The 26,000-nt window shown below is 59.8% G+C and carries 16 protein-coding genes; 9 read left to right on the forward strand and 7 right to left on the reverse strand.

Annotated features, from left to right (window positions below; genetic code table 11):
* The first annotated feature begins 272 nt into the window (after positions 1–272).
* Both ACYP2Q_RS15365 and ACYP2Q_RS15370 read left to right on the forward strand, forming a co-directional pair.
* Positions 273–4,394: a DUF1592 domain-containing protein gene (locus tag ACYP2Q_RS15365; RefSeq protein WP_459731216.1), complete on the forward strand. Its 4,122-nt coding sequence runs from the start codon at positions 273–275 to the stop codon at positions 4,392–4,394.
* 2 nt (positions 4,395–4,396) lie between these two features.
* Complete coding sequence (locus ACYP2Q_RS15370) at positions 4,397–5,761, forward strand: DUF1552 domain-containing protein (RefSeq protein WP_459731218.1); 1,365 nt, start codon at positions 4,397–4,399, stop codon at positions 5,759–5,761.
* 83 nt (positions 5,762–5,844) lie between these two features.
* Here ACYP2Q_RS15370 and ACYP2Q_RS15375 read toward each other — a convergent pair whose 3' ends face one another.
* A complete protein-coding gene (locus ACYP2Q_RS15375; protein WP_008060837.1) occupies positions 5,845–5,997 on the reverse strand; it encodes a DUF3309 family protein in 153 nt (50 codons plus the stop codon).
* A 286-nt stretch (positions 5,998–6,283) separates the two neighbouring features.
* On the opposite strand from ACYP2Q_RS15375, the gene ACYP2Q_RS15380 reads away from it, so the two are divergent.
* The 3 genes from ACYP2Q_RS15380 (at position 6,284) to csrA (ending at position 7,844) form a co-directional block, all read left to right on the forward strand.
* On the forward strand, positions 6,284–7,099 hold the full coding sequence (locus ACYP2Q_RS15380; protein ID WP_459731220.1) for an SDR family oxidoreductase: 816 nt from the start codon (positions 6,284–6,286) through the stop codon (positions 7,097–7,099).
* Positions 7,100–7,163: 64 nt separating this feature from the next.
* Positions 7,164–7,496: a YnfA family protein gene (locus tag ACYP2Q_RS15385; RefSeq protein ID WP_459731222.1), complete on the forward strand. Its 333-nt coding sequence runs from the start codon at positions 7,164–7,166 to the stop codon at positions 7,494–7,496.
* Positions 7,497–7,652: 156 nt separating this feature from the next.
* Complete coding sequence (csrA, locus tag ACYP2Q_RS15390; RefSeq protein WP_459731224.1) at positions 7,653–7,844, forward strand: carbon storage regulator CsrA; 192 nt, start codon at positions 7,653–7,655, stop codon at positions 7,842–7,844.
* Here csrA and ACYP2Q_RS15395 read toward each other — a convergent pair.
* From ACYP2Q_RS15395 to ACYP2Q_RS15410, 4 genes are all read right to left on the reverse strand, one after another.
* On the reverse strand, positions 7,833–8,060 hold the full coding sequence (locus tag ACYP2Q_RS15395; RefSeq protein ID WP_008060849.1) for a YheU family protein: 228 nt from the start codon (positions 8,058–8,060) through the stop codon (positions 7,833–7,835). The two genes, csrA and ACYP2Q_RS15395, sit on opposite strands and share 12 nt — an antisense overlap.
* A 173-nt stretch (positions 8,061–8,233) precedes the next feature.
* On the reverse strand, positions 8,234–9,424 hold the full coding sequence (locus tag ACYP2Q_RS15400) for an osmoprotectant NAGGN system M42 family peptidase (protein WP_459731226.1): 1,191 nt from the start codon (positions 9,422–9,424) through the stop codon (positions 8,234–8,236).
* Between the two features lie 155 nt (positions 9,425–9,579).
* Positions 9,580–11,328 carry an N-acetylglutaminylglutamine synthetase gene (gene ngg / locus ACYP2Q_RS15405; RefSeq protein WP_459731228.1) on the reverse strand — a complete coding sequence of 583 codons (1,749 nt, stop codon included), beginning with the start codon at positions 11,326–11,328 and terminating at the stop codon, positions 9,580–9,582.
* A 3-nt stretch (positions 11,329–11,331) separates the two neighbouring features.
* On the reverse strand, positions 11,332–13,104 hold the full coding sequence (locus tag ACYP2Q_RS15410; RefSeq protein ID WP_459731229.1) for an N-acetylglutaminylglutamine amidotransferase: 1,773 nt from the start codon (positions 13,102–13,104) through the stop codon (positions 11,332–11,334).
* A 447-nt stretch (positions 13,105–13,551) separates the two neighbouring features.
* On the opposite strand from ACYP2Q_RS15410, the gene ACYP2Q_RS15415 reads away from it, so the two are divergent.
* Positions 13,552–18,222, forward strand: coding sequence for an NEL-type E3 ubiquitin ligase domain-containing protein (locus tag ACYP2Q_RS15415; RefSeq protein ID WP_459731432.1), 4,671 nt, complete (start codon positions 13,552–13,554; stop codon positions 18,220–18,222).
* 5 nt (positions 18,223–18,227) lie between these two features.
* Here the strand turns inward: ACYP2Q_RS15415 and mnmC are convergent, their stop codons facing one another.
* Complete coding sequence (gene mnmC / locus ACYP2Q_RS15420) at positions 18,228–20,210, reverse strand: bifunctional tRNA (5-methylaminomethyl-2-thiouridine)(34)-methyltransferase MnmD/FAD-dependent 5-carboxymethylaminomethyl-2-thiouridine(34) oxidoreductase MnmC (protein ID WP_459731231.1); 1,983 nt, start codon at positions 20,208–20,210, stop codon at positions 18,228–18,230.
* A gap of 160 nt (positions 20,211–20,370) precedes the next feature.
* Between mnmC and pap the strand changes: the two genes are divergently transcribed.
* The 3 genes from pap to ACYP2Q_RS15435 all read left to right on the forward strand — a co-directional run bounded on the left by pap (position 20,371) and on the right by ACYP2Q_RS15435 (position 24,362).
* Positions 20,371–21,876: a polyphosphate:AMP phosphotransferase gene (pap, locus tag ACYP2Q_RS15425; protein ID WP_459731233.1), complete on the forward strand. Its 1,506-nt coding sequence runs from the start codon at positions 20,371–20,373 to the stop codon at positions 21,874–21,876.
* A gap of 105 nt (positions 21,877–21,981) precedes the next feature.
* The gene (locus ACYP2Q_RS15430; RefSeq protein ID WP_459731235.1) at positions 21,982–23,166 is read left to right on the forward strand and encodes a thiolase family protein; all 1,185 of its coding nucleotides are present in this window, start codon (positions 21,982–21,984) and stop codon (positions 23,164–23,166) included.
* 236 nt (positions 23,167–23,402) lie between these two features.
* Positions 23,403–24,362 carry a DMT family transporter gene (locus tag ACYP2Q_RS15435; RefSeq protein WP_459731236.1) on the forward strand — a complete coding sequence of 320 codons (960 nt, stop codon included), beginning with the start codon at positions 23,403–23,405 and terminating at the stop codon, positions 24,360–24,362.
* 130 nt (positions 24,363–24,492) lie between these two features.
* On the opposite strand, the gene ACYP2Q_RS15440 is transcribed toward ACYP2Q_RS15435, so the two are convergent.
* Positions 24,493–25,887 carry a class II fumarate hydratase gene (locus tag ACYP2Q_RS15440; protein WP_459731237.1) on the reverse strand — a complete coding sequence of 465 codons (1,395 nt, stop codon included), beginning with the start codon at positions 25,885–25,887 and terminating at the stop codon, positions 24,493–24,495.
* Positions 25,888–26,000: the final 113 nt, after the last annotated feature.

A 26,000-nucleotide genomic window follows, 5' to 3' on the forward strand; every position in this document is an offset into this window, starting at 1 on the left:
GGTTTTATACAGGTGCTCCAACGTTTCTGACAGCGACGTTGAGGGTGGGGAAGTTGTGCAAGGATGAATGTCTATTTGTTCCTGTATCTATGGCTTAGAAGCCATGTCTTCGTCACGCAGTGGAACCGCATTGGAAGACATTCCAATAGAAACGTCGGGGTTGGCGGCAGCTATTTTCGGCCTGCCACTTCGATTCAGGTGATTTGCCGCGGGACACTGAGTCTGCAGATTTCTTCGGCTGAAACACCTGGTTGACGAGTGAGGCTTGCTTCATGAATAAGTCTGCTGGCGTGTTTCGTTTGCTGTTGCTCGCGTGTCTGGTGGTGCTCGGCACTGCCATCACTTTCCAGGTGTTCTCCAGTACATCGCAGGCACCTCCCTCACCCCGGGCCTGCACCGCACCCGCCTATGAAAAGCACAAGGTTTATCAACAAGGGGAACAGATTCAGCATACCGGGCGGCAACTTGAATGCTGGAAAGACGCCGAGGCACCGCTGGGTGTCGGCAGTTGGCAGTGGTGCCAACTGCCGGTCTACGAGCCATTCCTTGTAAACGGGCCATGGAAGGATGCATGGAAGGACCTCGGGGAGTGCGGTGGCTTCGAGGGCAATCGACTGACGTTGAACTTTTCTACCCTCAGCGGCAAAGCGCCCCTGAAACCGGCGGTACCTGGTGTCGCGCGCGCGGATCAGGTGGTCACCGGGACTTTGCGTTGCAAGGCCGAAGAGATTGCAATCAGTGCAAAGGCCAACGAAACGACCCACCTCGATAATCTGAAAGCTTGCGACTATCAGTTGGTGATGAATGGCGCTGATGGCTACCTGCCGCTGAACACCCCGCGCATTGTTTCGTTCAAGGAGACGCAGGGGGATGAGCAGACGGTGACAGTGAAGTACCGCCCACCCGTTGAGGTAGGCAAACTCAGTGGTTTGCCGGGGATAAAAATCGAGGTGTTTGCCCAGGGGCTGATTCAGCCCAGGCAGATGGCTATGGGCAAGAACGTATTGTATGTCGGTTCCAGCGCTATTCCTTCGTACGTCTATGACGGAAAAATAGGTGACATGATCTACGCGTTACCGCTGGATGGGGCCGGTAAACCCACAGGCGTCCATGTCATCGCCAGCGGACTGGAAGAGCCCCATGGCGTTGCCTATCGCGATGGCGATCTGTACTACTCGACTACGGGTGGCCTGTATCGCCTGAGTAACGCGGACGAAAATTTCAAGGATCCGAAACCCGAGCGGGTTTTCAACTTTCCTGCCGACGACAAGCTTTTTCCCTTGCCCCCTCCATCGTCGGGGTCGAGCACACGCATCTGGCACATGAAGCACCCTTTGCGTTTCAACCCGATCGATCCGTCGGACAAGTGGCTTTATACGGCGGTCGGTATCCCCTGCAATCTGTGCATGATCCCCGCCGACAAGCGTTATGGGACGATCCTGCGTTATTCCCTGGAAACCGGCCAGTCGGAAACGCTGGCCCTGGGCGTCCGTAATTCCGTCGGCTTCGACTGGAATCCCAAGGACGGCAAGATATGGTTCAGCGACAATAATCGCCAAGGCTTCCCCAACCCTGACGAGGTCAACTGGATCAGTGGTCCCGGTTTGCACTTTGGCGTGCCTTACCGGTTTGGCAAAGACACCCCCGGATTTACCCAGGAGGAGTACCAGAACCCTGGCGTGATCCAGCCACCGCTGGTGCCTGGAGCCATTGTTTCCGACAAGCCGCTCGAACAGATCAACCCGGCTGATTATGTGCCGGCCGCTTTTGCGTCGGGGACTAATACGGCACCGCTTGGGGTCAAGTTCTGGTCAGGTTACCCGGCCGCCGCAGGGACTCAGCGGTTGCTGGTCGCGATGCATGGCGCGGGCTCCACCGCTCGCCCCGGCATGGACGTCCAAATGCTGACTGTTCAGGGCGGTACGCGAGTGGTCAACCAGATCCCGTTGATCAATGGTTTCGTACAGAATCCCGAGCAGTTTGATGTCTATTGCCTGGACGCCTCGTGTATAGGTCGTCCCGTCGAATTTCTGGAATTGCCCGACCACAGTCTTCTGATCAGCGACGACGTCGCCGGGGTCATTTACCGCGTGCGTTATGACGGCACCGGGTTGCCGCCCACTCAATTGTCGTTACGCCCGATGCTGGCACCGCCCGGTGCGGAAAACGAGATGATCAGTGGTTATTTGACAGGTCCCGATGGTAATAGCCGGCTGGTGCAACTCTCCTGGAACCCGGCCGACAGTGAATCCGCCCTGGTGCTCGACGGACTGCCTTTTGGTCAGTATCAGTTACGGCTCAACGATGTAAAAGACTGGATACCTCAGGAACGCAACCGCTCTTTTGTCTTGTCTGAAACCAACAGGAATCAGAGCATTCTCCTGAGCTACCGCCAGCGTCCGATCAAACTCGAGGTCAAGGTGACGATCCAGGCACCGGCCAAGCCTGCATCGGTCAGCGATGTTCAATGGCACGTTAATCTGGCCAGCGACGGCCCGGGCAATACCGAACCCCGGCGCATCGACATTCCGTGGGGAGGCACGACGACGCTGATACTCGACTATGGCACGTACAAGGTCATCTATCCGTTCTACTCCAAGGAAAAACCCGGCCCGGAACTGGAAGCGGTAGTGATCGATGAGTCCAGCGAGGACCATCAGCTTCCAGTCACAGCGTATCAACATGTCGAAAACCTGGGTGAAACGGTCCTGGCTCAAACCTGCACCAAATGCCATGCGGTGGAATATTTCAACAATTTGGAAAGGGCCTTGAGATGGAGCGTGGCGGGTAAGGAAGCGCTGGTCAAAACAATCAAGACCATGCCGGTATCAGGGCATTGCGACACTACCTGTGCAACTGAAATCAGCGAGCACTTGTTCAACGTCGTCTGGAAACCCTATCTGGATTCGACCGAGTCCTATGGCGCGCGGCAGTTGCGATTGTTGACGCCGAGTGAGTACGCCGCCAGCGTCCGGGACATTCTGGGCGTCGAAATCAATCCCGAGAAGTTGCCGGCGGACAAGTCGGAAAGAGACTTCAAGTACCCAGGGGAGGCGAACAAGGGTGTCCTGCAGGCAGAGGACGTCAAAAAGTTTTATGACATGGCATTGTCGGTGGCAAAGGAGGTGTCGCCATCGCGGTTAAGAGCGCTGGCCACCTCCCGGACAGGCAGCGACCTGGTCACCTCTCTGGGTTATCAATTGTTCCGACGGCCCGTGACTGACGCCGAGCGGTTGCGTTACCAGAAAGTCCTCGACGAGCAAGGGTCGCCGGCATTGATCACTGCTCTGATGATGTCGCCGAACTTTCTCTATCGCTCCGAGCTGGGGACGGCGACAGCATTGGCAAACAATGTGTACGAGTTAACGCCGTTCGAGGTGGCGACTGCGCTTTCTTACGCGTTCGAGGGCACGACGCCGGATGTCGAGCTGCTGGCCAAGGCGCAGCGTAACGAACTGCGGACCTCACAACAGATCTCTGCAGAGATTGAGCGAATGATGCAAACGGATCGCGGTATCGAGCAGTTCAACCGATTCGTCAGCTACTACGTCAAGACCGCTAGGGGCGTGCAGGAAAAACCGGGACTGAGCAAACACATGATCGAACTCATGACCCAGGAGCAGTATTTGCTGAGCAAAAACATGTTACTGGGTTCGGGAACCCTGAGTGAGTTGTTCAACCCGGGTTACACCTATTTGAATCAGGAGCTGGCTGCGCATTATGGAATCAGCGGCGTCACGGGCAGCACGATGCAAAAGGTCGCGGTGGACGAAAAACGCGGAGGGTTGTTGCATCTGGGGCTGACTCAGACTGCCACGTCAGACCTGGTGAGCACCTCATTGGTCAAGCGTGGGATCATGGTTCGTGAGCAGATGTTCTGCCGTGAGTTCGGCGCTCCGGTGGAAGCCCAGCCTGACGGCCCTACGCTTCCAACCCGGGCAATTACTACCCGTGAATACTGGGATCTGGTAAACGGCGAACAGGCATCAGGTGGGCGTTGCTGGCAATGCCATCAATTCATGAATGACACCGGGGCGGCATTGCAAAACTACGATGCGGCGGGCCGCTATCGCACGATGGAAAACGCCTACAACTACAACCAGTACCCACAAACCATGCCGATCGACGCCTCCGGTCCGTTTATCACTTCGACCGGAACGGAGCCGATCAACGATGTTCGGGATATTGCCCGAATCATTCCACGCCATCCGGCATCCCAGTTCTGCATGGCCGACAGTTACTTCCGGTTTGTATTCGGCACCAAATCCGATGCCTCGACCTCGGGGACTGTGAAAGCGCTTGCCGATGGATTGAAAACTTCAGGGTCACTGGCAGAAATGTTGCGAACCCTGGGTACCTCCAAGGCGTTCACCTACAAGACCGAGAGGAACTGATCATGGGCATTCTGAAAAGTCGTCGACGCTTTCTTGCGGGTCTGGCTGCGGCGAGTGTCTTTGGTCCGTTGACCCAATTCGGATTGGCGCGGATGGCATTGGCGGGGCAATCCCAGCAAGCCAGGTTGAAGGTCGTGTTTGTGGTGGTCCCCGATGGGCTGGCGGTGGACTCCTTCAATGGCGGTGGTTTCGGTGACGGGCGCGGATTGTGGCATCCCACTGCACAGGGGACGGATACCACGGCCTTCACGCTTAATGAAGTCAGTTCCGAGCTGGCGGCCTATCGCAACCAGTCGTTGTATCTGCGCGGGATGATGCTGGGGCCGGGGAACGTGGGTCATAGTGGCTGGAACTGGGTATTGCGTGATAGTGCACAGAGCCAATCGTCCATTGACGTATTGCTGGGGCAAGCGTTACCGGGCACTGAGCCATCGCATCGAAGTCTGTTTGCCGGTCCACACGCCGGCATCGATGGCACGCCCTGGTTTGTGTCCTTTCAGGAACGTTCGATTCGTACCCCCTACCGTGACCCAAGGCTGATGGCGGAATCGTTGTTCAAGTCGCCCGCTCAGACTCGGGGCGCGCTACAGCCTGGGGCCGGTACCCTGCTGGAGGCATCCCTGGTGGATATCCAGGAGCTCAGAAGCAAGCTTTCTGCCGCAGAGCGACAAAAGCTTGATACCCATCTGGACTCGGTGGAGCAGGTTATCAAGGATCTCGAAGATACCCGGCCGCCGGTGGGTGAGTGCAAGCCTGTAACGCTCGAACCGCTGGATTATCAGTCGGCATTGCACCGAACCCGTATACAGGCCAACCATCATGAAGTGGTGGCTACGGCCTTGAGTTGCGGGATTACCCGCGTCGCCACGATACAGATTGGGCGCTCGGCAGAGTCGCTGAATATCGTTGATGTCAGTTCCACCAGTAATCCCCATGATTGTGCACATCGCTACGCCGGGGAGGAGCCCTGGAGAGGAACCCGCAAATGGTACGTCAAGCAGGTCAAACTGTTCATGGATGAGCTGGCCAGGTATCAGGACCCCCACGTGCCCAGCGACAACCTGTTGCAACACACGCTTGTCGTACTCACCAGCGAAATGGCCGATGGAGCCCCTGAGCACATGATCGACATGCCGATGGTGTTGATGGGCGGCGCGAGCGGACTGCTCAAAAGCGGAGACGGCGCAGGGCGGTATTTGAATATCACGTCGCAAGCCGATCGTAAACATCACACGGGTAATCCGGTAATCGGCGAGCACTTCGTTGATATGCAGCGAATATGGGCAACCATTGCCAAGGCCGCCGGAACCAGCGTGCCTTATGCAGGCAATATCGATCCGGTCAGCGGGATTTTCACTAACGTGTGAATCAAACTCTGGAAAAAACAATGCCAGTCAGGTTTATCTGACTGGCATTAAATTTCTGCGGCGTTTGTTTGCCTCTCAGAACGTCATATCTTGCCGAGCAACAACAGGATCAGTATCACCACCAACACTACGCCGATGATTCCGGACGGACCATAACCCCAACTTCTGGAGTGTGGGAAGACCGGTAGACCACCGATCAGTAACAGGATCAGTATGATCAGAAGAATTGTGCCCATGTCTGTTTCCTTGCTGTAAGTATTCAGGAATGACCTAGCTGCTAACAGTCAGCGGGAATGTCATTTATTCGAGCTGCTTAAAAAATCCGACCGCGACGCAGGGCAGAAAATTCCAAGTTTTTTTGCTGTTTTTACAACCTTGCAGCCGTGAGTCTGTTGTCGAGTTAGTTGGTTGAGCCGCGTCTGCGGTTTGCCCGGGGCATTCAGCAATCTGATAGAGCGTGGGGCGGCCGATGTCCTTCGCTACACTCGACGCATCTTCCCCGGAACAACAAGGCTGTTTGCTATGCAAAATCGCATGATGATCACTGGCGCGGGCTCCGGCCTGGGTCGCGAAATCGCGCTGCGCTGGGCGCGCGAAGGCTGGCAGCTGGCCTTGTCGGATGTCAGCGAAGCGGGATTGCAGGAAACCTTGAAAATGGTGCGCGAGGCCGGTGGCGACGGTTTCACCCAGCGCTGTGACGTGCGTGACTACAGTCAGCTGACTGCCTTTGCCCAGGCTTGCGAAGTCAAGCTGGGCGGCATTGACGTCATCGTCAACAACGCGGGCGTGGCTTCGGGCGGGTTCTTCAGCGAGCTGTCCCTGGAGGACTGGGACTGGCAGATCGCAATCAATCTCATGGGTGTGGTCAAGGGTTGCAAGGCCTTCCTGCCATTGCTGGAGAAGAGCAAGGGCAAGATCATCAACATCGCGTCGATGGCAGCGTTGATGCAAGGCCCCGCCATGAGCAACTATAACGTGGCCAAGGCCGGCGTGGTGGCGTTGTCCGAAAGCCTGCTGATCGAACTCGCGCATCAGGAAGTTGGCGTGCACGTGGTGTGCCCATCGTTTTTCCAGACCAATCTGCTGGACTCCTTCCGCGGCCCGACGCCGGCCATGAAAGCGCAGGTCGGCAAGTTGCTGGAAAGCTCGCCCATCAGTGCCGCCGACATTGCCGACTATATCTACCAGCAGGTCGCCGCTGGCGAGTTCATGATCCTGCCCCACGAACAGGGCCGCCAGGCCTGGGCGCTGAAGCAGAAGAACCCGCAGCTGCTCTACAACGAAATGACCCAGATGGCCGACAAGATGCGCGCCAAGGCCAAACAATCCGCAAGCTGAACTTGCCCGCCTGCAACAGCCTCGTTAGGGTGGCCGCCAACGGCCATCCTCGCGAGACCTTCCCATGCTCAATTACCTGTGGTTTTTCCTCGCCGCGCTGTTTGAAATTGCTGGCTGCTTCGCCTTCTGGATGTGGCTGCGCCAGGGTAAAACTGCCTGGTGGGTGGTGCCGGCGCTGCTAAGCCTGACGTTGTTCGCGTTGTTGCTGACGCGAATAGAAGCGACTTATGCAGGCCGTGCCTATGCCGCTTACGGCGGTATCTACATCATTGCTTCGATTGGCTGGCTGGCGGTGGTCGAGCGGATTCGACCACTGGGCTCTGACTGGCTCGGCGTGGCGCTGTGTGTCATCGGGGCAAGCATCATCCTGTTCGGCCCGCGCTTCTCGGCCTCCTGACGAATCGGCCTTGCTTGATTGAAGCGGTGTGTCAGACATTTCCTTCGGCAAGGTAGGTCTGTGCTTGTAGGTTTGGTCTGGATTACCGCGGATGTCTTGTAGGCCCACGATGCGCCGGGCATCTTCAAGGTCCGATAACCCTGAAGGACCACAGCCATGCTTGTACTGAGTCGCGCAGTCGGCGAATTGATTTCCATCGGCGACACCATTTCGGTGCGCATCATTGCCGTCAATGGCGGCAATGTGCGCTTCGGCATCGAAGCCCCGCAGGATGTCAACGTGCACCGTTCCGAGATCTACGAGCGAATCCAGCGCAAGCTGGCTCGAACCAGGAAATCAGTCGAATAGATGCTTGGGCACGTCATGCTTGAGCATCAACTGGCATTGCTCGCTTTCCGGATCGAAGACAATCAGGGCCTGGCCCTTGATCAATGCCTGGCGAACCCGCAATACACGGGTTTCCAGCGGCGTGTCGTCGCCATTGTCGGTACCGTCGCGAGTCACGAAATCTTCGATCAGGCGAGTCAGGGTATCGACTTCAAGTTGGTCGTGGGGAATCAGCATAGGCACCTCGGTCAAATCAATGGCGCGATGCTACGGTGAATCACGGGGCGGGGCTAGCCTGGTTCCTGCGTTGCCGGGTTTGACGCCATCGCCAGCAGGCTGGCTCCCACAAAACCAATGTGGGAGCCAGCCTGCTGGCTATGGCGATCGATCGGGTAATGACAATGTCTGGCTCAGCTGTCCGACCGCTGCCCCACCAGGCTATCCACCGACGGCACCCGCGTATCGCTTTCCATCTGCGTTTCGTGTTCGATCTGGTGACTGAACCGGTCCAGCGAACCCTGGGCCGGCTGTGCGTCGCTGGCGAACACCGGCGGGCTGAGGATATAGGCGCCGAGCAGGCGACTGAGGGCGGCGAGACTATCGATGTGGGTGCGCTCGTAACCGTGGGTGGCGTCGCAGCCGAAGGCGAGCAGGGCGGTGCGGATGTCATGGCCGGCGGTGACCGCCGAGTGAGCGTCGCTGAAGTAGTAGCGGAACAGGTCACGGCGTACCGGTAGCTCGTTGTCACTGGCCAGGCGCAGCAAGTGCCGCGACAAGTGATAGTCGTAAGGCCCGCCGGAATCCTGCATCGCAATGCTTACCGCGTGTTCACTGGAGTGCTGGCCGGGCGCGACGGGCGCGATGTCGATGCCGACAAATTCACTGACGTCCCAGGGCAATGCCGCCGCAGCGCCACTGCCGGTTTCCTCGGTGATGGTGAACAGCGGATGACAATCGATCGCCAGCTCTTCGCCGCTGTCGATGATCGCTTTCAACGCTGCCAGCAATGCCGCGACGCCGGCCTTGTCGTCCAGGTGACGGGCGCTGATGTGGCCGCTTTCGGTGAACTCCGGCAGCGGGTCGAAGGCGACGAAATCGCCGACGCTGATGCCCAGCGAGTCGCAATCGGCGCGGGTCGCGCAGTAGGCATCCAGGCGCAATTCGATGTGATCCCAGCTGATCGGCATTTCATCCACGGCGGTGTTGAACGCGTGACCGGAGGCCATCAAGGGCAGCACACTGCCGCGGATTACGCCATTGTCGGTAAACAGGCTCACCCGGCTGCCCTCGGCAAAGCGACTGGACCAGCAGCCCACGGGGGCCAGCGTCAGGCGACCGTTGTCCTTGATGGCGCGCACGGCGGCGCCAATGGTGTCCAGGTGGGCGGAAACGGCGCGGTCCGGGCTGTTTTTCTTGCCCTTAAGGGTGGCGCGGATGGTGCCGCGGCGGGTCATCTCGAAAGGAATGCCAAGCTCTTCAAGGCGTTCGGCGACATAGCGCACGATGGTGTCGGTGAAGCCGGTGGGGCTGGGGATGGCGAGCATTTCCAGCAGGACTTTTTGCAGGTATGTCAGGTCTGGTTCCGGGTATTGATGGGTCATGGAAACTCCTGATGAGTTGAGGCCACCGATGGTTTCGATGATGGTTTTTTGTGGCCTGTCAGGCCGTCTTCGCTGGCAAGCCAGCTCCTACAGGTCAAACACAAAACCTTGTGGGAGCTGGCTTGCCTGCGAAGGCGGCCGTTCAGCCACCACAATTAAGAAACAGCCGGCTGACTGTGCGGAAACAACAGATCCACAAACCGCTCGGCCGTCGGCTGCGGTTCATGATTGGCCAGCCCGGCGCGCTCGTTGGCTTCGATGAATACGTACTGCGGTTGATCGGCGGCAGATACCATCAGGTCGAGTCCGACCATGGGAATGTCCAGCGCCCGCGCCGCGCGTACCGCGGCATCCACCAGCGTGGGATGCAGGATCGTGGTGACATCTTCGAGAATCCCGCCGGTATGAAGATTCGCCGTACGCCGTACGAACAGATGCTCCCCTGCCGGCAGGATGCTGGTGTAGTCGTAACCCGCTGCCTGCACGGTGCGTTCGGTCTCATGATCCAGCGGGATCCTGCTTTCGCCGCTCGTGGCCGCCTGCCGCCGCCGACTCTGGGCTTCGATCAACGCGCCGATGGAATGCTGGCCATCGCCCACCACCTCGGCTGGCCGACGAATCGCCGCGGCCACCACTTCAAAGCCGATCACCAGAATCCGCAGGTCGAGGCCTTCATGGAAACTTTCCAGCAGCACTCGGCTGTCGAATTGGCGGGCCGCCTCGATGGCTTGCTGGACTTCTTCAATGGCCCGCAGATCCACCGCCACCCCTTGTCCCTGTTCACCGTCCAGCGGTTTGACCACCACCCGATGGTGTTCGTCGAGAAACGCCAGGTTGTCATCGGCGTTACCCGCCAGTTGCTGCGCTGGCAAGTTCAGGCCGGCGGCCGTGAGCACTTTATGGGTCAGGCTCTTGTCCTGGCACAGGCTCATGCTGATGGCGCTGGTCAGGTCGCTGAGAGACTCGCGACAGCGGACCCGGCGGCCACCATGGCTGAGGGTGAACAGGCCGGCTTCGGCATCATCGACCTGGACATCGATGCCGCGACGGTGCGCTTCTTCGACGATGATCCGCGCGTACGGATTGAAATTTGCTTCAGGACCCGGGCCGAGAAACAGCGACTGGTTGATGCCGTTCTTGCGCTTGATGGCGAAGGTCGAGAGGTTGCGAAAACCGAGCTTGGCGTAAAGGCTTTTCGCCTGGCGATTGTCGTGCAGTACGGACAGATCGAGGTAGCTCAGCCCGCGACTCATGAAGTGTTCAATCAAGTGCCGCACCAGCACCTCGCCGACGCCGGGCCGCGAACAGCGCGGATCGACCGCAAGGCACCACAGGCTGCTGCCGTTTTCCGGATCGTTGAAGGCCTTGTGATGATTGAGGCCCATGACGCTGCCGATGACCGCGCCGCTGTCTTCGTCTTCCGCCAGCCAGTACACCGGGCCGCCCAGGTGCCTGGGGGTCAGCAGGCAGGGGTCGATCGGCAGCATGCCTCGTGCGTGGTAAAGCTGGTTGATGGCGTTCCAGTCGGCGTCGCTCTGGGCGCGACGAATGCGAAACCCGCGAAACACCCGGGTGGCCTGGCGGTAATCGCTGAACCACAGGCGCAAGGTGTCGGACGGATCGAGGAATAGTTGGGTCGGTTCCAGCCCCAGCACTTGCTGGGGCGCGGCGACGTAGAGGGCGATATCGCGCTCACCCGGCTGCTCGTTGAGCAACTCCCGGGCCAGGCTAGCGGCATCGGCGAAGGTATGGCCGATCAGCAAGCGGCCCCAGCCGCAATGCACGGCAATTGGCTCGGCGCCCAGGGCGCTGCCGTCTTCGGCCAGGCGCGCCTGCAAGCGTTCGTAGGAGGGCGCCTGACCGCGCAACAAGCGCTGACTGATAGCCGTGGCGTGAGGTTTCATCGGTCAGATTCCTTGTTCGCTTAGCCACAGGTTCAGGGCCGCCAGTTGCCACAGCTTGGAGCCGCGCAATGGGGTCAATTGACCTTGTGGGTCCGTCAGCAGTCGGTCGAGCATGGCGGGGTTGAACAGACCACGATCCTGGCTCGGATCGAGCAGCAGTTCGCGCACCCAGTTCAGCGTGTCGCCCTGCAAGTGCTTGAGACCGGGGACCGGAAAGTAACCCTTCTTGCGGTCGATCACCTCGCTTGGAATCACCAGGCGCGCCGCTTCCTTCAAGACTTGCTTGCCACCGTCGGGCAGTTTGAATTTGCCCGGCACCCGCGCCGACAATTCCACCAGGCGATAGTCGAGAAACGGCGTGCGCGCTTCCAGGCCCCAGGCCATGGTCATGTTGTCGACGCGCTTGACCGGGTCGTCCACCAGCATCACCGTGCTGTCCAGGCGCAGGGCTTTGTCTACCGCGGCGTCGGCACCGGGCTGTGCGAAATGTTCCTTCACGAAGTCGCCAGCAGCGTCATTGGCCGTCAACCATTTCGGCTGCACGGTGGCGGCATAGTCGTCGTAGCTGCGGTCGAAAAAGGCTTCGCGATACGCCGCGTACGGATCGCTGGCGCCGTCGACCTGCGGATACCAGTGGTAACCGGCAAACAGTTCATCGGCACCCTGGCCGCTCTGGACCACCTTGCAATGCTTGGCCACTTCCCTGGACAGCAGGTAAAAGGCGATGCAGTCGTGGCTGACCATCGGCTCGCTCATGGCGCGGAACGCGGCCGGCAGTTGTTCGATGATCTCGCTTTCGTCAATGCGCAGCTGGTGGTGCTGGGTGCCGTAGTGTTTGGCGATCAGGTCCGAGTACTGGAACTCGTCGCCGCGCTCGCCGCCGGCATCCTGGAAACCGATGGAGAAAGTGGACAGGTTTTCCACGCCAACTTCCCGCAACAGCCCGACCAGCATGCTCGAATCGACACCGCCGGACAGCAGCACACCGACATCGACCGCGGCACGTTGGCGTATGGCTACTGCGTCACGCGTACTGTCGAGCACGCGGTCACGCCAGTCCTCGAGGGTCAGATGTTTCTCATCGTCGTGTGGGCCGTAGGGCAGGGTCCACCAGGTTTTCTGCTCGGTACGGCCATCCGCTTCAATGCGCATCCAGGTCGCCGGTGGCAGTTTTTCGATGCCAGCCAGCAAGGTGCGCGGCGCCGGAACCACGGCGTGGAAATTCAGATAATGATTGAGCGCCACTGGATCGAGAATCGGGTTGATGTCGCCGCCCTTGAGCAACGCTGGCAACGCCGAGGCAAAACGCAGGCGCTGGCCGGTGCGCGACAGGTACAACGGCTTGACGCCGAGGCGGTCGCGGGCGATGAACAGGCGTTGGCTGTCGCGCTCCCAAATGGCGAAGGCAAACATGCCGTTGAGTTTCGGCAGCAGCGCTTCACCCCAGGCGTGAAAGCCCTTGAGCAGCACTTCGGTGTCGCCACCGGAATAGAAGGCATAACCCAGGCTTTCAAGTTCGCTGCGCAGCTCCGGGAAGTTGTAGATCGCGCCGTTGAAGGCCAGGGACAGTCCCAGTTGTTGGTCGATCATCGGCTGCGCCGAACCGTCCGACAGGTCCATGATTTTCAGGCGGCGATGGCCCAGGGCAATCGGCCCCTGGCTGTGAAAACCCCAGGCGTCGGGGCCTCGAGGTGCCAGGTGATGGGTGATTCGCTCAATGGCTGCAAGGTCTGCAGGTTGATGGTCAAAACGTAACTCGCCAGCTAATCCGCACATAAGTTCCTTACCGGTTTTTCCGTTGGGGAGGGGCTATCGATACGCCGCCAAAACGGCGGGTACTCAGAAACTGACCCGCCTCGGTAGTGGGAGTTTTAGAACGATGGGTTATAAGCTGACGTTTGCGGCGAATGGCAGGGGTGCACACGTGTGCATTGCCGAGGTGGTAATTAATGCTGGGATGCATAGGAGAAGCTGTTTGGACTCCTCCCGATTCGTTCCGCTTTTCGCGTTATCAATTGCCCGACATGCTTCATAAACTGAGCGTCTCCCCATGCAATAAGGATATTGCTCATGCTAGCTACAACACCCAGGGACGCCTCCGCGGCAGTACCCTTGACCCCCGCACAACGTCTGGAGGTTTTACTGGAACATGCCGGCGATCTGGACAAGGCTGAAGTCCTGCAAGCGTCCATTCCGTCATGGTTGGTCAATGCGGACTTGAATGTGGTGCAGCCGTTAAGCGCTGCGTTCGAGCAGTCGTTTCGGACTCATGGCAAGGTCTCGACCGCGCTTGAACAGCTCAAGCCGTTGGACGAGTTCTGTAAAGAACAACTGACCAGCGGCCTCAAGGCGAAATGGAAGATCGATGTCGACGTCGAACGCGACACCCTGGAAATCACAAAACAAACCTTCGCCTCAACGGGACTGTTCCCGGTCGGCTACCTGATTAATGAAAACACCGTCTCACGCAGCCTGCTCCAGGCGGCCATGGAAAACTTCTCTGCTGAGGAAGGGAGGACCGGCGGCGGTCTGGCGGGCGCAGTGATACGAATCAATAAAAAGGCTCAAACGGCTAATGAAGTCACCGCTGAAAAATTCGCAACGCTCTGTCGTGAGCTCGACCTCGGTACCCGCTATCAACGCCACATCACTGAAACCCTGGCATTACCGACCAAGCCTGCAGAGGGTGCGCCTGTCGACGATCGGGCTGGCACCGCGGACATCCGGCGGCTCAAGGTGCTGGACATGCAGGTCGCACTGCACGTGGCCTACCTGAAAAAGGACATCACCCACGCCGTTTATACGATGCTGCTGAGTGTGCTCGAACAGGATGTGCCGGCGACTCAAACCAGGGGCGCCCTGTTTGATGGCGCACCGGTGCTTTGGCAAGGCCTGACGATTCATGACGCCTGCATTTGTGGGGTCCTGGTGTTCAGCAACGTCTCCATCGATACCGACGCGACGGCCGGGTGCGTGGTTTACATGCCGAACGAACCTCGTCGACCGCTGTACGAATACGCGTCGCTGGATGACTTCAAGACCTACCTCACCCTCAAGCTGCAAAGCACAAGCTACAGGAAGTTTTTCGTTGGGCAGTACCTGCATGGCCATGACAAGACCGGGTTTTTTACCGGGTTTGACAGGGGCAGGGACTTGGGAACGCTGACGGCCACTCCCGCCGATACCTGTCTCGCCGATTTTTTCTTCAGCTCCTTTGTCAGCAAGATTCAAGAAGACGCACGAATCCTGGCTGTCCCGACCGAAGACGTCGATGCGCAACAACGGAAAAAAACCCTTCAGGTATTGCGCGATGCAGGTCTTGTGCTATTGAACGCAGCCTCTTTTTTCGTCCCGGTGATTGGCCAGCTGATGCTGGCGGTGGCTGCAGTCGATATCGTCAGCGAAGTGTACGAAGGTGTGCTGGATTGGACACACGGTGAGCGAACGCAGGCGTTGTCCCATTTGCTGAACGTCGTGGAAAACCTGGCGCAAATGGCGGCATTTGCGGCAGGCAGCAAAATAATCGCGACAGCCGTGAGCAAGAGCGTGAAAGAGCAGGCTGCATTCTTCGACGGTTTCGAGGCCGTCACCCGCACGGATGGCAAGGCAAGGTTATGGAAACCTGACCTCGAACCTTATAAGCAGACCACGACACGGGCAGCCGATGCGCAACCTGATTCGCAAGGCCTCTACCGGCATGCCGGACAGACGTCGATCGTCATGGATGGAGCGCCCTATAGAGTGACCCGCAATACTGCGGGGTCGGCATGGATCATCAATCATCCTGTGCGATCTGACGCATTCCAGCCTGCCGTCGAGCGCAACGCGCAAGGTGGCTGGCGGCATGTCTATGAGCACGCGCACGAGTGGCACGACGGTGGTTACGCATTGGAGCGCACCGATCCGCGCCTCGGCGATCTTGGCAGTGAGCTGGAAAAGATTGCCGAAATCACCGAAATGACGCCTGAAGAATTGCACCGTCTACATGAAAGCAACCTCAAGCTACCGCAGCGGCTGAACGACTGTGTCGAGCGTTTCAGGATCGAGCGGCGCATCACCTCGCTGGTCGCAGCGATGGAGCAGGGGGAGACCGCGAATACGGATTTCCTCCAGGAACAACTGCACACGTTGCCGAGGCTGCCCGGCTGGCCGCAGGAGCGCTTCATCGAAGTGCGCGACGAGCAAGGCCTGGTCGTGTCCCGCTTCCCCGAGACAGCCCCACACAATGATGACGTCAACAGCGTGCACGTCAGTCAGAGGCAACTGGATGGCGGACAACTGCTCGATACCGCGATCAATGGCCTCTACCCGAAAGAAATCGAGGGCATCATCGGTAAAACGACGACTGAATCGAAATCGCAGCTGTTGGCAAATAAAATTGCGACAAGCCTCAAGGGCAATCGCCAACCGCTGTTCGAGTGGCTCTATAAAACCTGGGACGGCACCGCCACTGGCGATGTCGCGACACTGCGCGAACACGCCCCTGATCTTCCTGTGCGCGTGTGCCAGGAGTTGCTGGAAAACGCCTCTGCCAGGGATCGAAGCTTTCTTCGCGATCGCAGGATCCCTGGAATGGATCTCGCCCGGCAGGTCCGTGAGGCGCGGGCCGCATTGAGGCAAGATCGTGCGCTCACGGGGCTGCATCTGCCGCGCCTGGCCAATGCCGATACCGACAAACTGGCGCTCGGGCTGATGAGTCGAGTGCAAGGCTGGAATGACGGCGTACGGATTGAAGTACGACAGGGATCAGTGACCGGCACCTTGCTCGATAGCGTGGGCGACGCTAATGCGCAATCGCGCGCAGTGATCGTCAAGACGTCCACCCGCTATCAGGTCACCCACAGCGATGGCAATGTGTCTTCCACTCTGGAGAGCGAAACGCTGCTGGAGTCGATACTGGATGCATTGCCTGCCTCCCAACGTCTGCGCATGGGTTTCACCGGCACCGATACGCTGGATGTCCCGACGCTACGATCACGCCTGACAAGGGCCGCCACGGGTGACCCGGCGCGCACCGGGCGGCTGGTTCGGGGTGAACGCAGTGAAACGCCGAAACACCTTTCTGCCTGTGTCCAGGCCGATCCACCCGCTGCCGGTACTTATGCAAAGGGCATGATTCGTAAAGTAAAAAAACTCTACCCACTGTCCACCGATGCCCAGGTATCGGCGTTCCTCGACAAAGCCGGCAGTACCCAGACGCAGCGGGCGAATCGAATCAAGGAACTGGAGCAGCAACTGAAGAAACTGCGCCAGGTGCTGCACAACTGGCGTGACGATGAAGTGCAAATGAAGACACTGCCGGGGCAACTCAACGATATCCGGTTCAGCCGTCGTCAGGTGGCCGTGGCCATCGAAAACTGCTGGCGCCGGATAGCGCCTATGCGTTGGCCGCAACATCAGTCCTTCACCTCGCTCACGCTGACGCGCAACCCGGTGGGCCCATTACCGACCCTGACCGAGGAAGATGTCGCCCATGTGCGCAGCCTCACAATCATGGACATGCAGGCCGGCGATGAACTGGCGTATTTCCTCAAGCCGTTCAAAGGCCTGGTCAGTCTGGAATTGAACCGCAATCAACTCACGCGATTGCCTGAAGTGCTGTCGCATATGCCCGACCTTCAGCACTTGAGGCTGGACGCTAATCGGATAGCACTGACCGAACACACGTTGCGCAAACTGGCCGAGATGCGCAAGTTGCGCACGTTGGGGCTCACCGGCAACCGATTGGGTGCCACGATCGATGTCAGCAAAATGCTGGATCTGCATGCCCTGTTCCTGGGCGATACCCATGCCACGGAACTGCCCGTCGGGCTTTCCCGCTTGCCGTATCTGGACTTCGTGGACCTGCGTGGTAACCAGATCAGTGAATTGCCAGCCTGGCTGTTTCAGGTCCCTCGGCGATTGGCCGAAACGATCAGTCTGCGCAATAACCCGATATCCGTAGCAAGCCGTACGCTGCTGGAAACCTATCGCGACAACACTGGCATCGGGATGGGGCTGCTGGACGATAAACCCGAGGTGGTCAGTGAGCAAAGAGCTCGGGACCTGTGGATGCCAAAAACCGTTGAACAGACCTATGCCAGTCGTAATCGTGAATGGCTGGCGCTGAAAAACGAACCCGGTTCGAAGGGATTCCTTGAACTGCTGGCCGAAGTTGGCAGTACGGGAGATAGCCGCTTTGTCCACGAAGACATGACCCGGCGGGTGTGGAATGTCATTGAGGCGACTCAGACGGATTCGGCGTTGTGCGATCAATTGCTGGCGATGGCGGTGAAAGCCCATTGCGCTGATTCTGCGGCCACTATCTTCAGTAACCTTGAGGTGGCCGTGGATATCGACTCGGTGGTTCGACTGTCCGTCAATGCCCATGATCAGGCCGCTCGACTATTGAGTCTAGGGCGACGCTTGTTCCGCCTGGATTACCTGGCCAAGCTAGCCCGGGAACATGCCCAGGCCGATCTCAGCCTCGATCCGGTGGAAGTGGAGTTGGCCTATCGCACCGGCCTGGCCGACAAGCTCGAACTGGTCGGTCAACCCCGGCATATGCGCTATGCATCGATCAGCGGCGTAACGACCAAGAACCTGGATGAGGCCTACAGCAAGGTCCTCACCGCCGAATTGTCCACCGAATTATCGACTTACCTGAGCGGCCGTACATTTTGGAGTGACTTTTTGCGACAGCATCATGGTCAGCAGTTCACCGACCTGGCCGCGCCTTTTCACGTCCGCATGCAGACGGCGTTTGAAGAAGAAGCGACGCTGGGTGCGGATTATCGCACCACGGTCGACGGCATCGCCGATGAATTGAAAACCGCTGAGAGCGATTTGTTCACACGCCTGACCGAGGCAGCCATGAAGGCCGACGAGTCAAAGACTTGCTTTGCCCTGGATTGAACGCCTCAAGCCTTGCCGCGTATCAAGCGCCGCAAAGCGAAACGATTAGGATGACAGGCCTGCGCCACCGCCCTGGGCAGCGGCAGCGGTTCGTCATCCAGCCACGCGGCAATCAATTCGCCTGACAAAGGCGCTGTGATCAGTCCTCGGGAACCGTGGCCGCTGTTGACGTACAAGCCCTCCAGCCAGGGGCAGGGGATGTCCGGGGTTTGCCGGGCATCCTTGCTCAATGCGCTGTAGGCGTCGGCGAACGCCTGGCTGTTGGCCAATGGGCCGACAATCGGCAGGTAATCCGGGCTGGTACAGCGAAACGCCGCGCGACCTTCAAGTTCGTCGGCCTGCAGGACGTCCGCGCCGAGCCGGGCGACCAGATCCAGCGAGATTTCTTCGAGCATCTGCAAGTTGCCAAGATGTTCGGCAGTGGTCGGGGTCAGGTCGTCGCTGTTGAAATCGAAACTCGCCCCCAGGGTATGTTCGCCCAGGCGTGCCGGCGCGACATAGCCTTCGGCGCACACCACGGTACTCAGCGACTGGCTTGCAGGGGTTTGGGACAGGCGGGTGATCTGCCCGCGAATGCGCTTGAGCGGCAACTCGCTGCTGTAGGTGAATCGCTTGATCTCAGCGGCGCCTGCCAGTACCACGGTGGGGGCATCGGCCAGCGGCCTGTCGCCATCCCAGGCTTGCCAATTTCCGTCCACTCGGCGCAGTTCCAGCACATCGTGGTGGGTCAGCAGCTCGATGTTCGATTGCCCGGCTTGCCATTGGCACAAAGCGGGTGGGTGCACCCAGCCGGCTTCCGGGTAAAACAGGCCCCCCGAGGGCAGCGCGATACCGGCGCGAGCCTCGGCGTGCGCTTGATCGAGTACATGCAGCAAGCCTTCGGGAAACGCCATGGCCAGTTGCCCCTGACGCTCGGCTTCCTTGGCATTGAAGGCCAGTTGCAGGACCCCGCAATCGTCCCAGTCGACGCCCCGGTGCAAATGCTCGAGCAAGCGCCGGGTGTAACCGAATCCACTGACGATCAATTGCGATAACGCTGTGCCATGGGCGGAAAGCTTGAGGTACAGCACGCCCTGGGGATTGCCCGAGGCTTCCTGCGCCAGCGCAGCGTGACGTTCCAGCAGACTCACTCGCCAACCGCGAGCGGCCAGGCTGGCAGCCGTTGCACAACCGGCCAGCCCGGCGCCGATCACCAGGGCGCGACGTTCGCCGCTTGCCGGTGTCGGGCGCGCAAACCAGGGTTTGGTTACAGCGGGCATCGGGACTTCTGCAGGCCAGCCGAGGAACGTGCCGCGCAGGATTTCCCATTTGTGGCCGATGCCCGGTGTACGTTTCATCTTGAAGCCCGCTGCATTGAGCAGCCGGCGCACCCAACCGGTACTGGTGAAGGTGCTGATGGTCGAACCGGGTGCCGCCAGACGGGCCAGTTCGGCAAACAGTTCGGCGGTCCACATGTCGGGGTTTTTCGCCGGGGCGAAACCGTCGAGAAACCAGGCGTCAATCTGCGCGTCCAGTTGCGGTAATTGCTCCAGGGCATCGCCAATCAGCAAGGTGAGCGTGACGCGGCCGTTATCCAGGACCAGGCGCTGGAAACCCTGGTGGATCGCCCGGTATTGCGCCAGCAGTTGATCGGCGAATGGCTTGAGTTCCGGCCACAACCCCAGCGCTCGGTGCAAGTCGGGCAGACTCAGAGGGTATTTCTCGACACTGACAAAATGCAGTCGAGCACCGGCCTGCGCCTGCTGCTCGAACAACTGCCAGGCGCAGAGGAAATTCAATCCGGTGCCGAAGCCGGTCTCGCCAATCACCAGTCGACCACCCGCCGGCAATGCGGCAAAGCGTTCACGCAAAGCGTTCTGTTCAAGGAACACGTAGCGGGTTTCGTCCAGCCCCGACAGGTCGGAAAAATACACATCGTCGAACACCCGCGAGCGCGGGAGACCTTGGTCGTCCCAGTCGATCTGGGCATGGGGTATTACAGGTTTCATGGCAGGCTCGGTAACGGCAAGGCGCTCATTCTATCCGATCGCGGGTGGGGTGCTTGATCCATGGCAAGGCCTGCAACGGCCCCAGCGATGAAAATGGGATTTCTCCCCCGCAGGAGAGGTCAATCCACTAGTCTTGCTCACATCTGCCAGGGAGCCGCCCATGTTCGAATCCGCTGAAATCGACCACGCCATCGACAAAGAAACCTATGAAGCCGAAGTGCCGGCCCTGCGTGAAGCCTTGCTCGACGCGCAATTCGAACTGCGCCAGCAGAGCCGCTTTCCGGTGATCATCCTGATCAACGGCATCGAAGGCGCCGGCAAGGGCGAGACGGTCAAGTTGCTCAACGAATGGATGGACCCGCGCCTGATCGAGGTCCGCACCTTTGATCAGCAAACCGATGAAGAGCTGGCGCGGCCCCCGGCCTGGCGCTATTGGCGGATGCTCCCGGCCCAGGGCCGCATGGGCGTCTTCTTCGGCAACTGGTACAGCCAGATGCTGCAGTCACGGGTCCACGGCGTGATCAAGGACCCAAGGCTCGATCAAAGTATCAACGCCGCCGAACGCCTGGAAAAAATGCTGTGTGACGAAGGCGCGCTGATCTTCAAGTTCTGGTTCCACTTGTCCAAGAAACAAATGAAGGCACGTCTCAAGGCCTTGGCCGACGACCCGTTGCACAGCTGGCGCATCAGCCCGCTGGACTGGCAACAGTCCGAAACCTACGACCGCTTTGTGAAATACGGTGAGCGGGTTTTGCGTCGCACCAGCCGCGACTATGCGCCGTGGCATGTTATCGCCGGCATGGATGCGCATTATCGCAGCCTGGTGGTGGGGAAGATTCTGCTCGAAGGCCTGCAGATCGCCCTGAAAAGGCCGAAAATCCGCCCGGAAAAAGTCAACGCCGCCCCCGTGTTCCCCAGTGTCGATCAATTGAACCTGCTGGACAGCCTCGACCTCACCTTGAGTCTGTCCAAGGACGATTATGAAGAGCAGCTGATCACGGAGCAGGCGAGGTTTTCCGGGTTGATGCGCGACAAGCGCATGCGCCGTCATGCACTGGTCGCGGTGTTCGAAGGCAATGACGCGGCGGGCAAGGGTGGGGCGATTCGCCGGGTTGCCGCCGCGTTGGACCCGCGTCAGTACAGCATCGTGCCGATTGCCGCGCCCACCGAGGAGGAGCGGGCGCAGCCGTATCTCTGGCGTTTTTGGCGGCATGTTCCGGCACGAGGCAAATTCACCGTGTTCGATCGCTCCTGGTATGGCCGGGTGCTGGTTGAGCGTGTCGAGGGATTCTGCACCCCGGCGGACTGGCTGCGCGCCTACAGTGAAATCAACGACTTTGAGGAACAGCTGAGCGACGCCAGGGTGATCGTGGTCAAGTTCTGGCTGTCCATCGACAAGCAGACGCAACTGGAACGCTTCCAGGAGCGCGAAAACATCCCGTTCAAGCGCTTCAAGATCACCGAGGACGACTGGCGCAACCGCGACAAGTGGGACGACTATCGCGCCGCCGTCGGCGACATGGTTGACCGCACCAGCACGGAGATCTCACCCTGGACCCTGGTGGAGGCCAACGATAAGCGCTGGGCGCGGGTCAAGGTGTTGCGCACCATCAACCGCGCACTGGAGGAGGCGTTCGAAAAGACGGACAAGCACAAGGGCAAGTAACCGGGCGATGGTTACGCATACACGGGATGAATGATTGTCGCGGTCGGTAATTGAGTGGGCTTATGCTCGAGCCACTCTCAACCGACAACAACAATGAGGTATGCCATGCGTGAAGTGGTGATCGTCGACAGCGTGCGGACCGGCCTGGCCAAATCCTTTCGCGGCAAGTTCAACATGACCCGTCCCGACGACATGGCGGCGCATTGTGTCGACGCCTTGCTGGCGCGCACCGGCATCGATCCGGCCAGCGTCGAGGACTGCATCGTCGGTGCCGGCTCCAACGAAGGCTCCCAGGGCTATAACATCGGGCGCAACGTCGCGGTATTGTCGCGCCTGGGCATCGGCGTCGCCGGCATGACCCTCAACCGTTTCTGCTCCTCGGGCCTGCAGGCGATCGCCATTGCCGCCAACCAGATCGCTTCCGGTTGCAGCGACATCATCGTCGCCGGTGGCGTCGAGTCCATCAGCCTGACGATGAAAAGCATCAACACCGATCACCTGATCAATCCGCTGCTCAAGGAGCAGGTGCCCGGGATCTACTTCCCGATGGGCCAGACCGCCGAAATCGTCGCGCGTCGATACGACGTCAGCCGTGAAGAACAGGACCTGTATGCCCTGCAAAGCCAGCAGCGCACCGCCCAGGCGCAGGCCGCCGGGTTGTTCGACGATGAAATCGTGCCGATGGCGGTGAAGTACCGGGTTGAAGACAAGGCCACCGGCCAGGTCCAGGTTCTCGAAGGCGTCGTCGATCACGATGACTGCAACCGTCCAGAGACCACCCTGCAAAGCCTGGCCGGACTGAAGCCAGTGTTTGCCGAGGGTGGCTCGGTTACCGCCGGTAACTCGTCGCAGCTGTCCGACGGCGCCTCCATGACCCTGGTGATGAGCCTGGAAAAAGCCCTGGCGCTGGGCTTGAAGCCCAAGGCGTTCTTCCGCGGATTCACCGTGGCGGGCTGCGAACCGGACGAGATGGGCATCGGCCCGGTGTTCTCGGTGCCGAAATTGCTCAAGGCCAAGGGCCTGCACATCGGCGATATCGATTTGTGGGAACTCAACGAAGCCTTCGCTTCGCAGTGCCTGTGCGCGCGTAACCGGCTGGAGATCGACAACGACCGGTACAACGTCAATGGCGGCTCGATCGCCATCGGCCACCCGTTCGGCATGACCGGTTCGCGCCAGGTCGGGCATATCGTTCGCGAGCTGCAGCGGCGCAACCTGCGCTACGGCATCGTTACCATGTGCGTGGGTGGTGGGATGGGGGCGACCGGGTTGTTCGAGGCGGTACGGTAGGTCTTCAGGATTTGTATTGATTGTCAGATAGCTTTCGCGAGCAGGCTCGCTCCCACACTGGATCAGCGTCACATAGATCCCTGTGGGAGCGAGCCTGCCCGCGATGGGGCCGCTGGATCACTAGATAACTACTGCGACCTGCACAGTTTCATTCGCGGCCAGTCCTCAACTGTCCCTGTGTCCGAAGCGAGTCAGCGCCTAGAATGGCGCTACTTGTTTTCCGGATTGGGGTTCGCATGCACATTTCATCGGGTCGCTGGGTTTATGGGCTGTTCCTGGCCTTGCTGACCGCGCTGTTGTGGGGAATCCTGCCGATCAAGCTCAAGCAGGTGCTGCTGGTGATGGACCCGGTCACCGTGACCTGGTTTCGCCTGATGGTGTCCGGTGGCTGCCTGTTCATCTACCTGGCCGCGACCCGGCGTTTGCCGAGCCGCAAGGTGCTCGGCCCGCGCGGGGGCTGGCTGGTGCTGATGGCGGTGCTCGGGCTGGTGGGTAACTACGTGCTGTATCTGATGGGCTTGAATCTGCTAAGCCCCGGTACCGCGCAACTGGTGGTGCAGATGGGCCCGATCATGTTGCTGATCGCCAGTGTGTTCGTGTTCAAGGAGCGCTTCAGCCTGGGGCAGGGGGTCGGCTTGTTGGTGTTGCTGGTCGGCTTTGTGCTGTTTTTCAACCAACGCCTGAGCGAACTGCTGACCTCGTTGAGCGACTACACCGCCGGTGTGCTGCTGGTGTTGCTGGCTTCCACGGTCTGGACGTTTTATGCGCTGGGCCAGAAGCAGTTGCTGACCGTGTGGAATTCGCTGCAGGTGATGATGGTGATCTACCTGTTCTGCGGGCTGTTGCTGACGCCGTGGGTGCATCCGCTGGAGGCGCTGCAATTGACTCCCGTGCAAGGCTGGCTGCTGCTGGCGTGCTGCATGAACACCCTGGTTGCCTATGGCGCATTTGCCGAGGCGCTGGCGCATTGGGAGGCGTCGCGGGTTAGTGCGACCCTGGCGATCACGCCGCTGGTGACCCTTGCCGCCGTGGCCGTGGCCGCCTGGTGGTGGCCGGAGTATGTACACGCCGAGACCATCAACGGCCTGGGTTATGGCGGGGCGGTGTTGGTGGTGTTGGGCTCGGCGCTGGTGGCATTGGGGCCGTCGTTGATTGCCGGGTTGAAGGCGCGAAAAGCCCGAATGGCGGTCAGTTAGACCGCGTTATCGTTCTTCGCGGGCAAGCTCGCTCCCACAGGGACCGGAGTCGGTCACAAATTTTGCAATCGACACAAAACCTGAGGGAGCGGGCTTGCCCGCGATGACGGACTATCAGGCGCTAAAAAGCTCAGCCCTTGGCCCCAGCCTCCAGCATATTCTCAGGCCTGACCCAGGCATCAAATTCTTCATCCGTCAGATACCCCAGTTGCAACGCCGCCGCACGCAAGGTCAGCCCCTCGGCATAGGCCTTCTTGGCGATCTCCGCCGATTTGTCATAACCAATGTGCGGGTTCAGCGCGGTCACCAGCATCAACCCTTGTTCCAGATGCTCAGCCATTTTCCCGGCGTCCGGTTCTAGGCCCGCGATGCAATGCTGCTGGAAGTTGCTGCAGCCGTCGGCCAGCAGGCGGATCGATTGCAGCAGGTTGTGGATGATCACCGGCTTGAACACGTTCAGCTGCAGGTGGCCCTGGCTCGCCGCGAAGCCGATGGTCACGTCGTTGCCCAGGACCTGGCAGGCCAGCATCGACAGCGCTTCGCACTGGGTCGGGTTGACCTTGCCCGGCATGATCGAGCTACCCGGTTCATTGGCTGGCAGTTTCACTTCGGCAAAGCCGGCGCGCGGGCCGGAGCCGAGCAGGCGCAAGTCATTGGCGATTTTCATCAGGGTCACGGCGAGGGTTTTCAGCGCGCCGGACAAGGTAGTCAGTGGCTCGTGGCCAGCCAGGGCGGCGAACTTGTTCGGCGCGGTGATGAACGGCAAGCCGGAAAGGGCAGCCAGTTCCGCGGCAATGGCCTCACCGAAGCCATGGGGCGAGTTCAGCCCGGTGCCGACCGCGGTGCCGCCCTGGGCCAGTTCACAGACTGCCGGCAGCGAGCTGCGGATCGCCCGTTCGGCGTAATCGAGCTGGGCGATGAACGCCGAGACTTCCTGGCCAAAGGTGATCGGCGTGGCATCCATCATGTGGGTGCGGCCGGTCTTGACCAGTTTCATGTGGCGAGCCGATAGCTCGGCCAGGCCACCGGACAGTTCGCTGATCGCCGGCAGCAAGCGCTGTTGCACCGCTTGGGCGGCGGCGATGTGCATGGCCGTGGGAAAGCAGTCGTTGGAACTCTGGGAGCGGTTCACGTGATCGTTGGGGTGCACCGGCGACTTGCCGCCACGGGGGTTGCCGGCCAGTTCGTTGGCGCGTCCGGCGATCACTTCGTTGACGTTCATGTTGCTCTGGGTGCCGCTGCCGGTCTGCCAGACCACCAGCGGGAATTGGTCGTCATGCTCGCCGTCGAGCACTTCGTCGGCCGCCTGCTCGATCAGCCGGGCGATGTCGGCGGGCAGATCGCCGTTGCGGTCGTTGACCCGTGCCGCCGCTTTCTTGATCAGCGCCAGGCCGTGCAGTACCGCCAGCGGCATGCGTTCGTCGCCGATGGCGAAGTTGACCAGCGAGCGTTGCGTCTGAGCACCCCAGTAGGCCTCATCAGGGACTTCCACCTGGCCCAGGCTGTCGGTTTCGATTCGGCTCATCATGCACACTCCTGTAGGTCTGATTGCGCAGTTTAGGCCGTGATCGACGGCCGTGGTTCCATCAGTCTTGATTCTGCCCATTCAACCCCTCTAAATCAGGCGCGACAAGGCTT

It is taken from the genome of Pseudomonas sp. MHK4, from assembly GCF_054600775.1.

Bases quoted from the DNA above. Each gene is read 5' to 3' on its own strand.
- csrA (WP_459731224.1), top strand. From the start codon at position 7,653: ATGCTTGTACTGAGTCGCGCAGTCGGCGAATTGATTTCCATCGGCGAC.
- ACYP2Q_RS15430 (WP_459731235.1), top strand. From the start codon at position 21,982: ATGCGTGAAGTGGTGATCGTCGACAGCGTGCGGACCGGCCTGGCCAAA.
- mnmC (WP_459731231.1), bottom strand. From the start codon at position 20,210: ATGAAACCTGTAATACCCCATGCCCAGATCGACTGGGACGACCAAGGT.
- ACYP2Q_RS15365 (WP_459731216.1), top strand. From the start codon at position 273: ATGAATAAGTCTGCTGGCGTGTTTCGTTTGCTGTTGCTCGCGTGTCTG.
- ACYP2Q_RS15400 (WP_459731226.1), bottom strand. From the start codon at position 9,424: ATGACCCATCAATACCCGGAACCAGACCTGACATACCTGCAAAAAGTC.
- ACYP2Q_RS15380 (WP_459731220.1), top strand. From the start codon at position 6,284: ATGCAAAATCGCATGATGATCACTGGCGCGGGCTCCGGCCTGGGTCGC.
- ngg (WP_459731228.1), bottom strand. From the start codon at position 11,328: ATGAAACCTCACGCCACGGCTATCAGTCAGCGCTTGTTGCGCGGTCAG.
- ACYP2Q_RS15370 (WP_459731218.1), top strand. From the start codon at position 4,397: ATGGGCATTCTGAAAAGTCGTCGACGCTTTCTTGCGGGTCTGGCTGCG.
- pap (WP_459731233.1), top strand. From the start codon at position 20,371: ATGTTCGAATCCGCTGAAATCGACCACGCCATCGACAAAGAAACCTAT.
- ACYP2Q_RS15385 (WP_459731222.1), top strand. From the start codon at position 7,164: ATGCTCAATTACCTGTGGTTTTTCCTCGCCGCGCTGTTTGAAATTGCT.
- ACYP2Q_RS15435 (WP_459731236.1), top strand. From the start codon at position 23,403: ATGCACATTTCATCGGGTCGCTGGGTTTATGGGCTGTTCCTGGCCTTG.
- ACYP2Q_RS15440 (WP_459731237.1), bottom strand. From the start codon at position 25,887: ATGAGCCGAATCGAAACCGACAGCCTGGGCCAGGTGGAAGTCCCTGAT.
- ACYP2Q_RS15375 (WP_008060837.1), bottom strand. From the start codon at position 5,997: ATGGGCACAATTCTTCTGATCATACTGATCCTGTTACTGATCGGTGGT.
- ACYP2Q_RS15395 (WP_008060849.1), bottom strand. From the start codon at position 8,060: ATGCTGATTCCCCACGACCAACTTGAAGTCGATACCCTGACTCGCCTG.
- ACYP2Q_RS15410 (WP_459731229.1), bottom strand. From the start codon at position 13,104: ATGTGCGGATTAGCTGGCGAGTTACGTTTTGACCATCAACCTGCAGAC.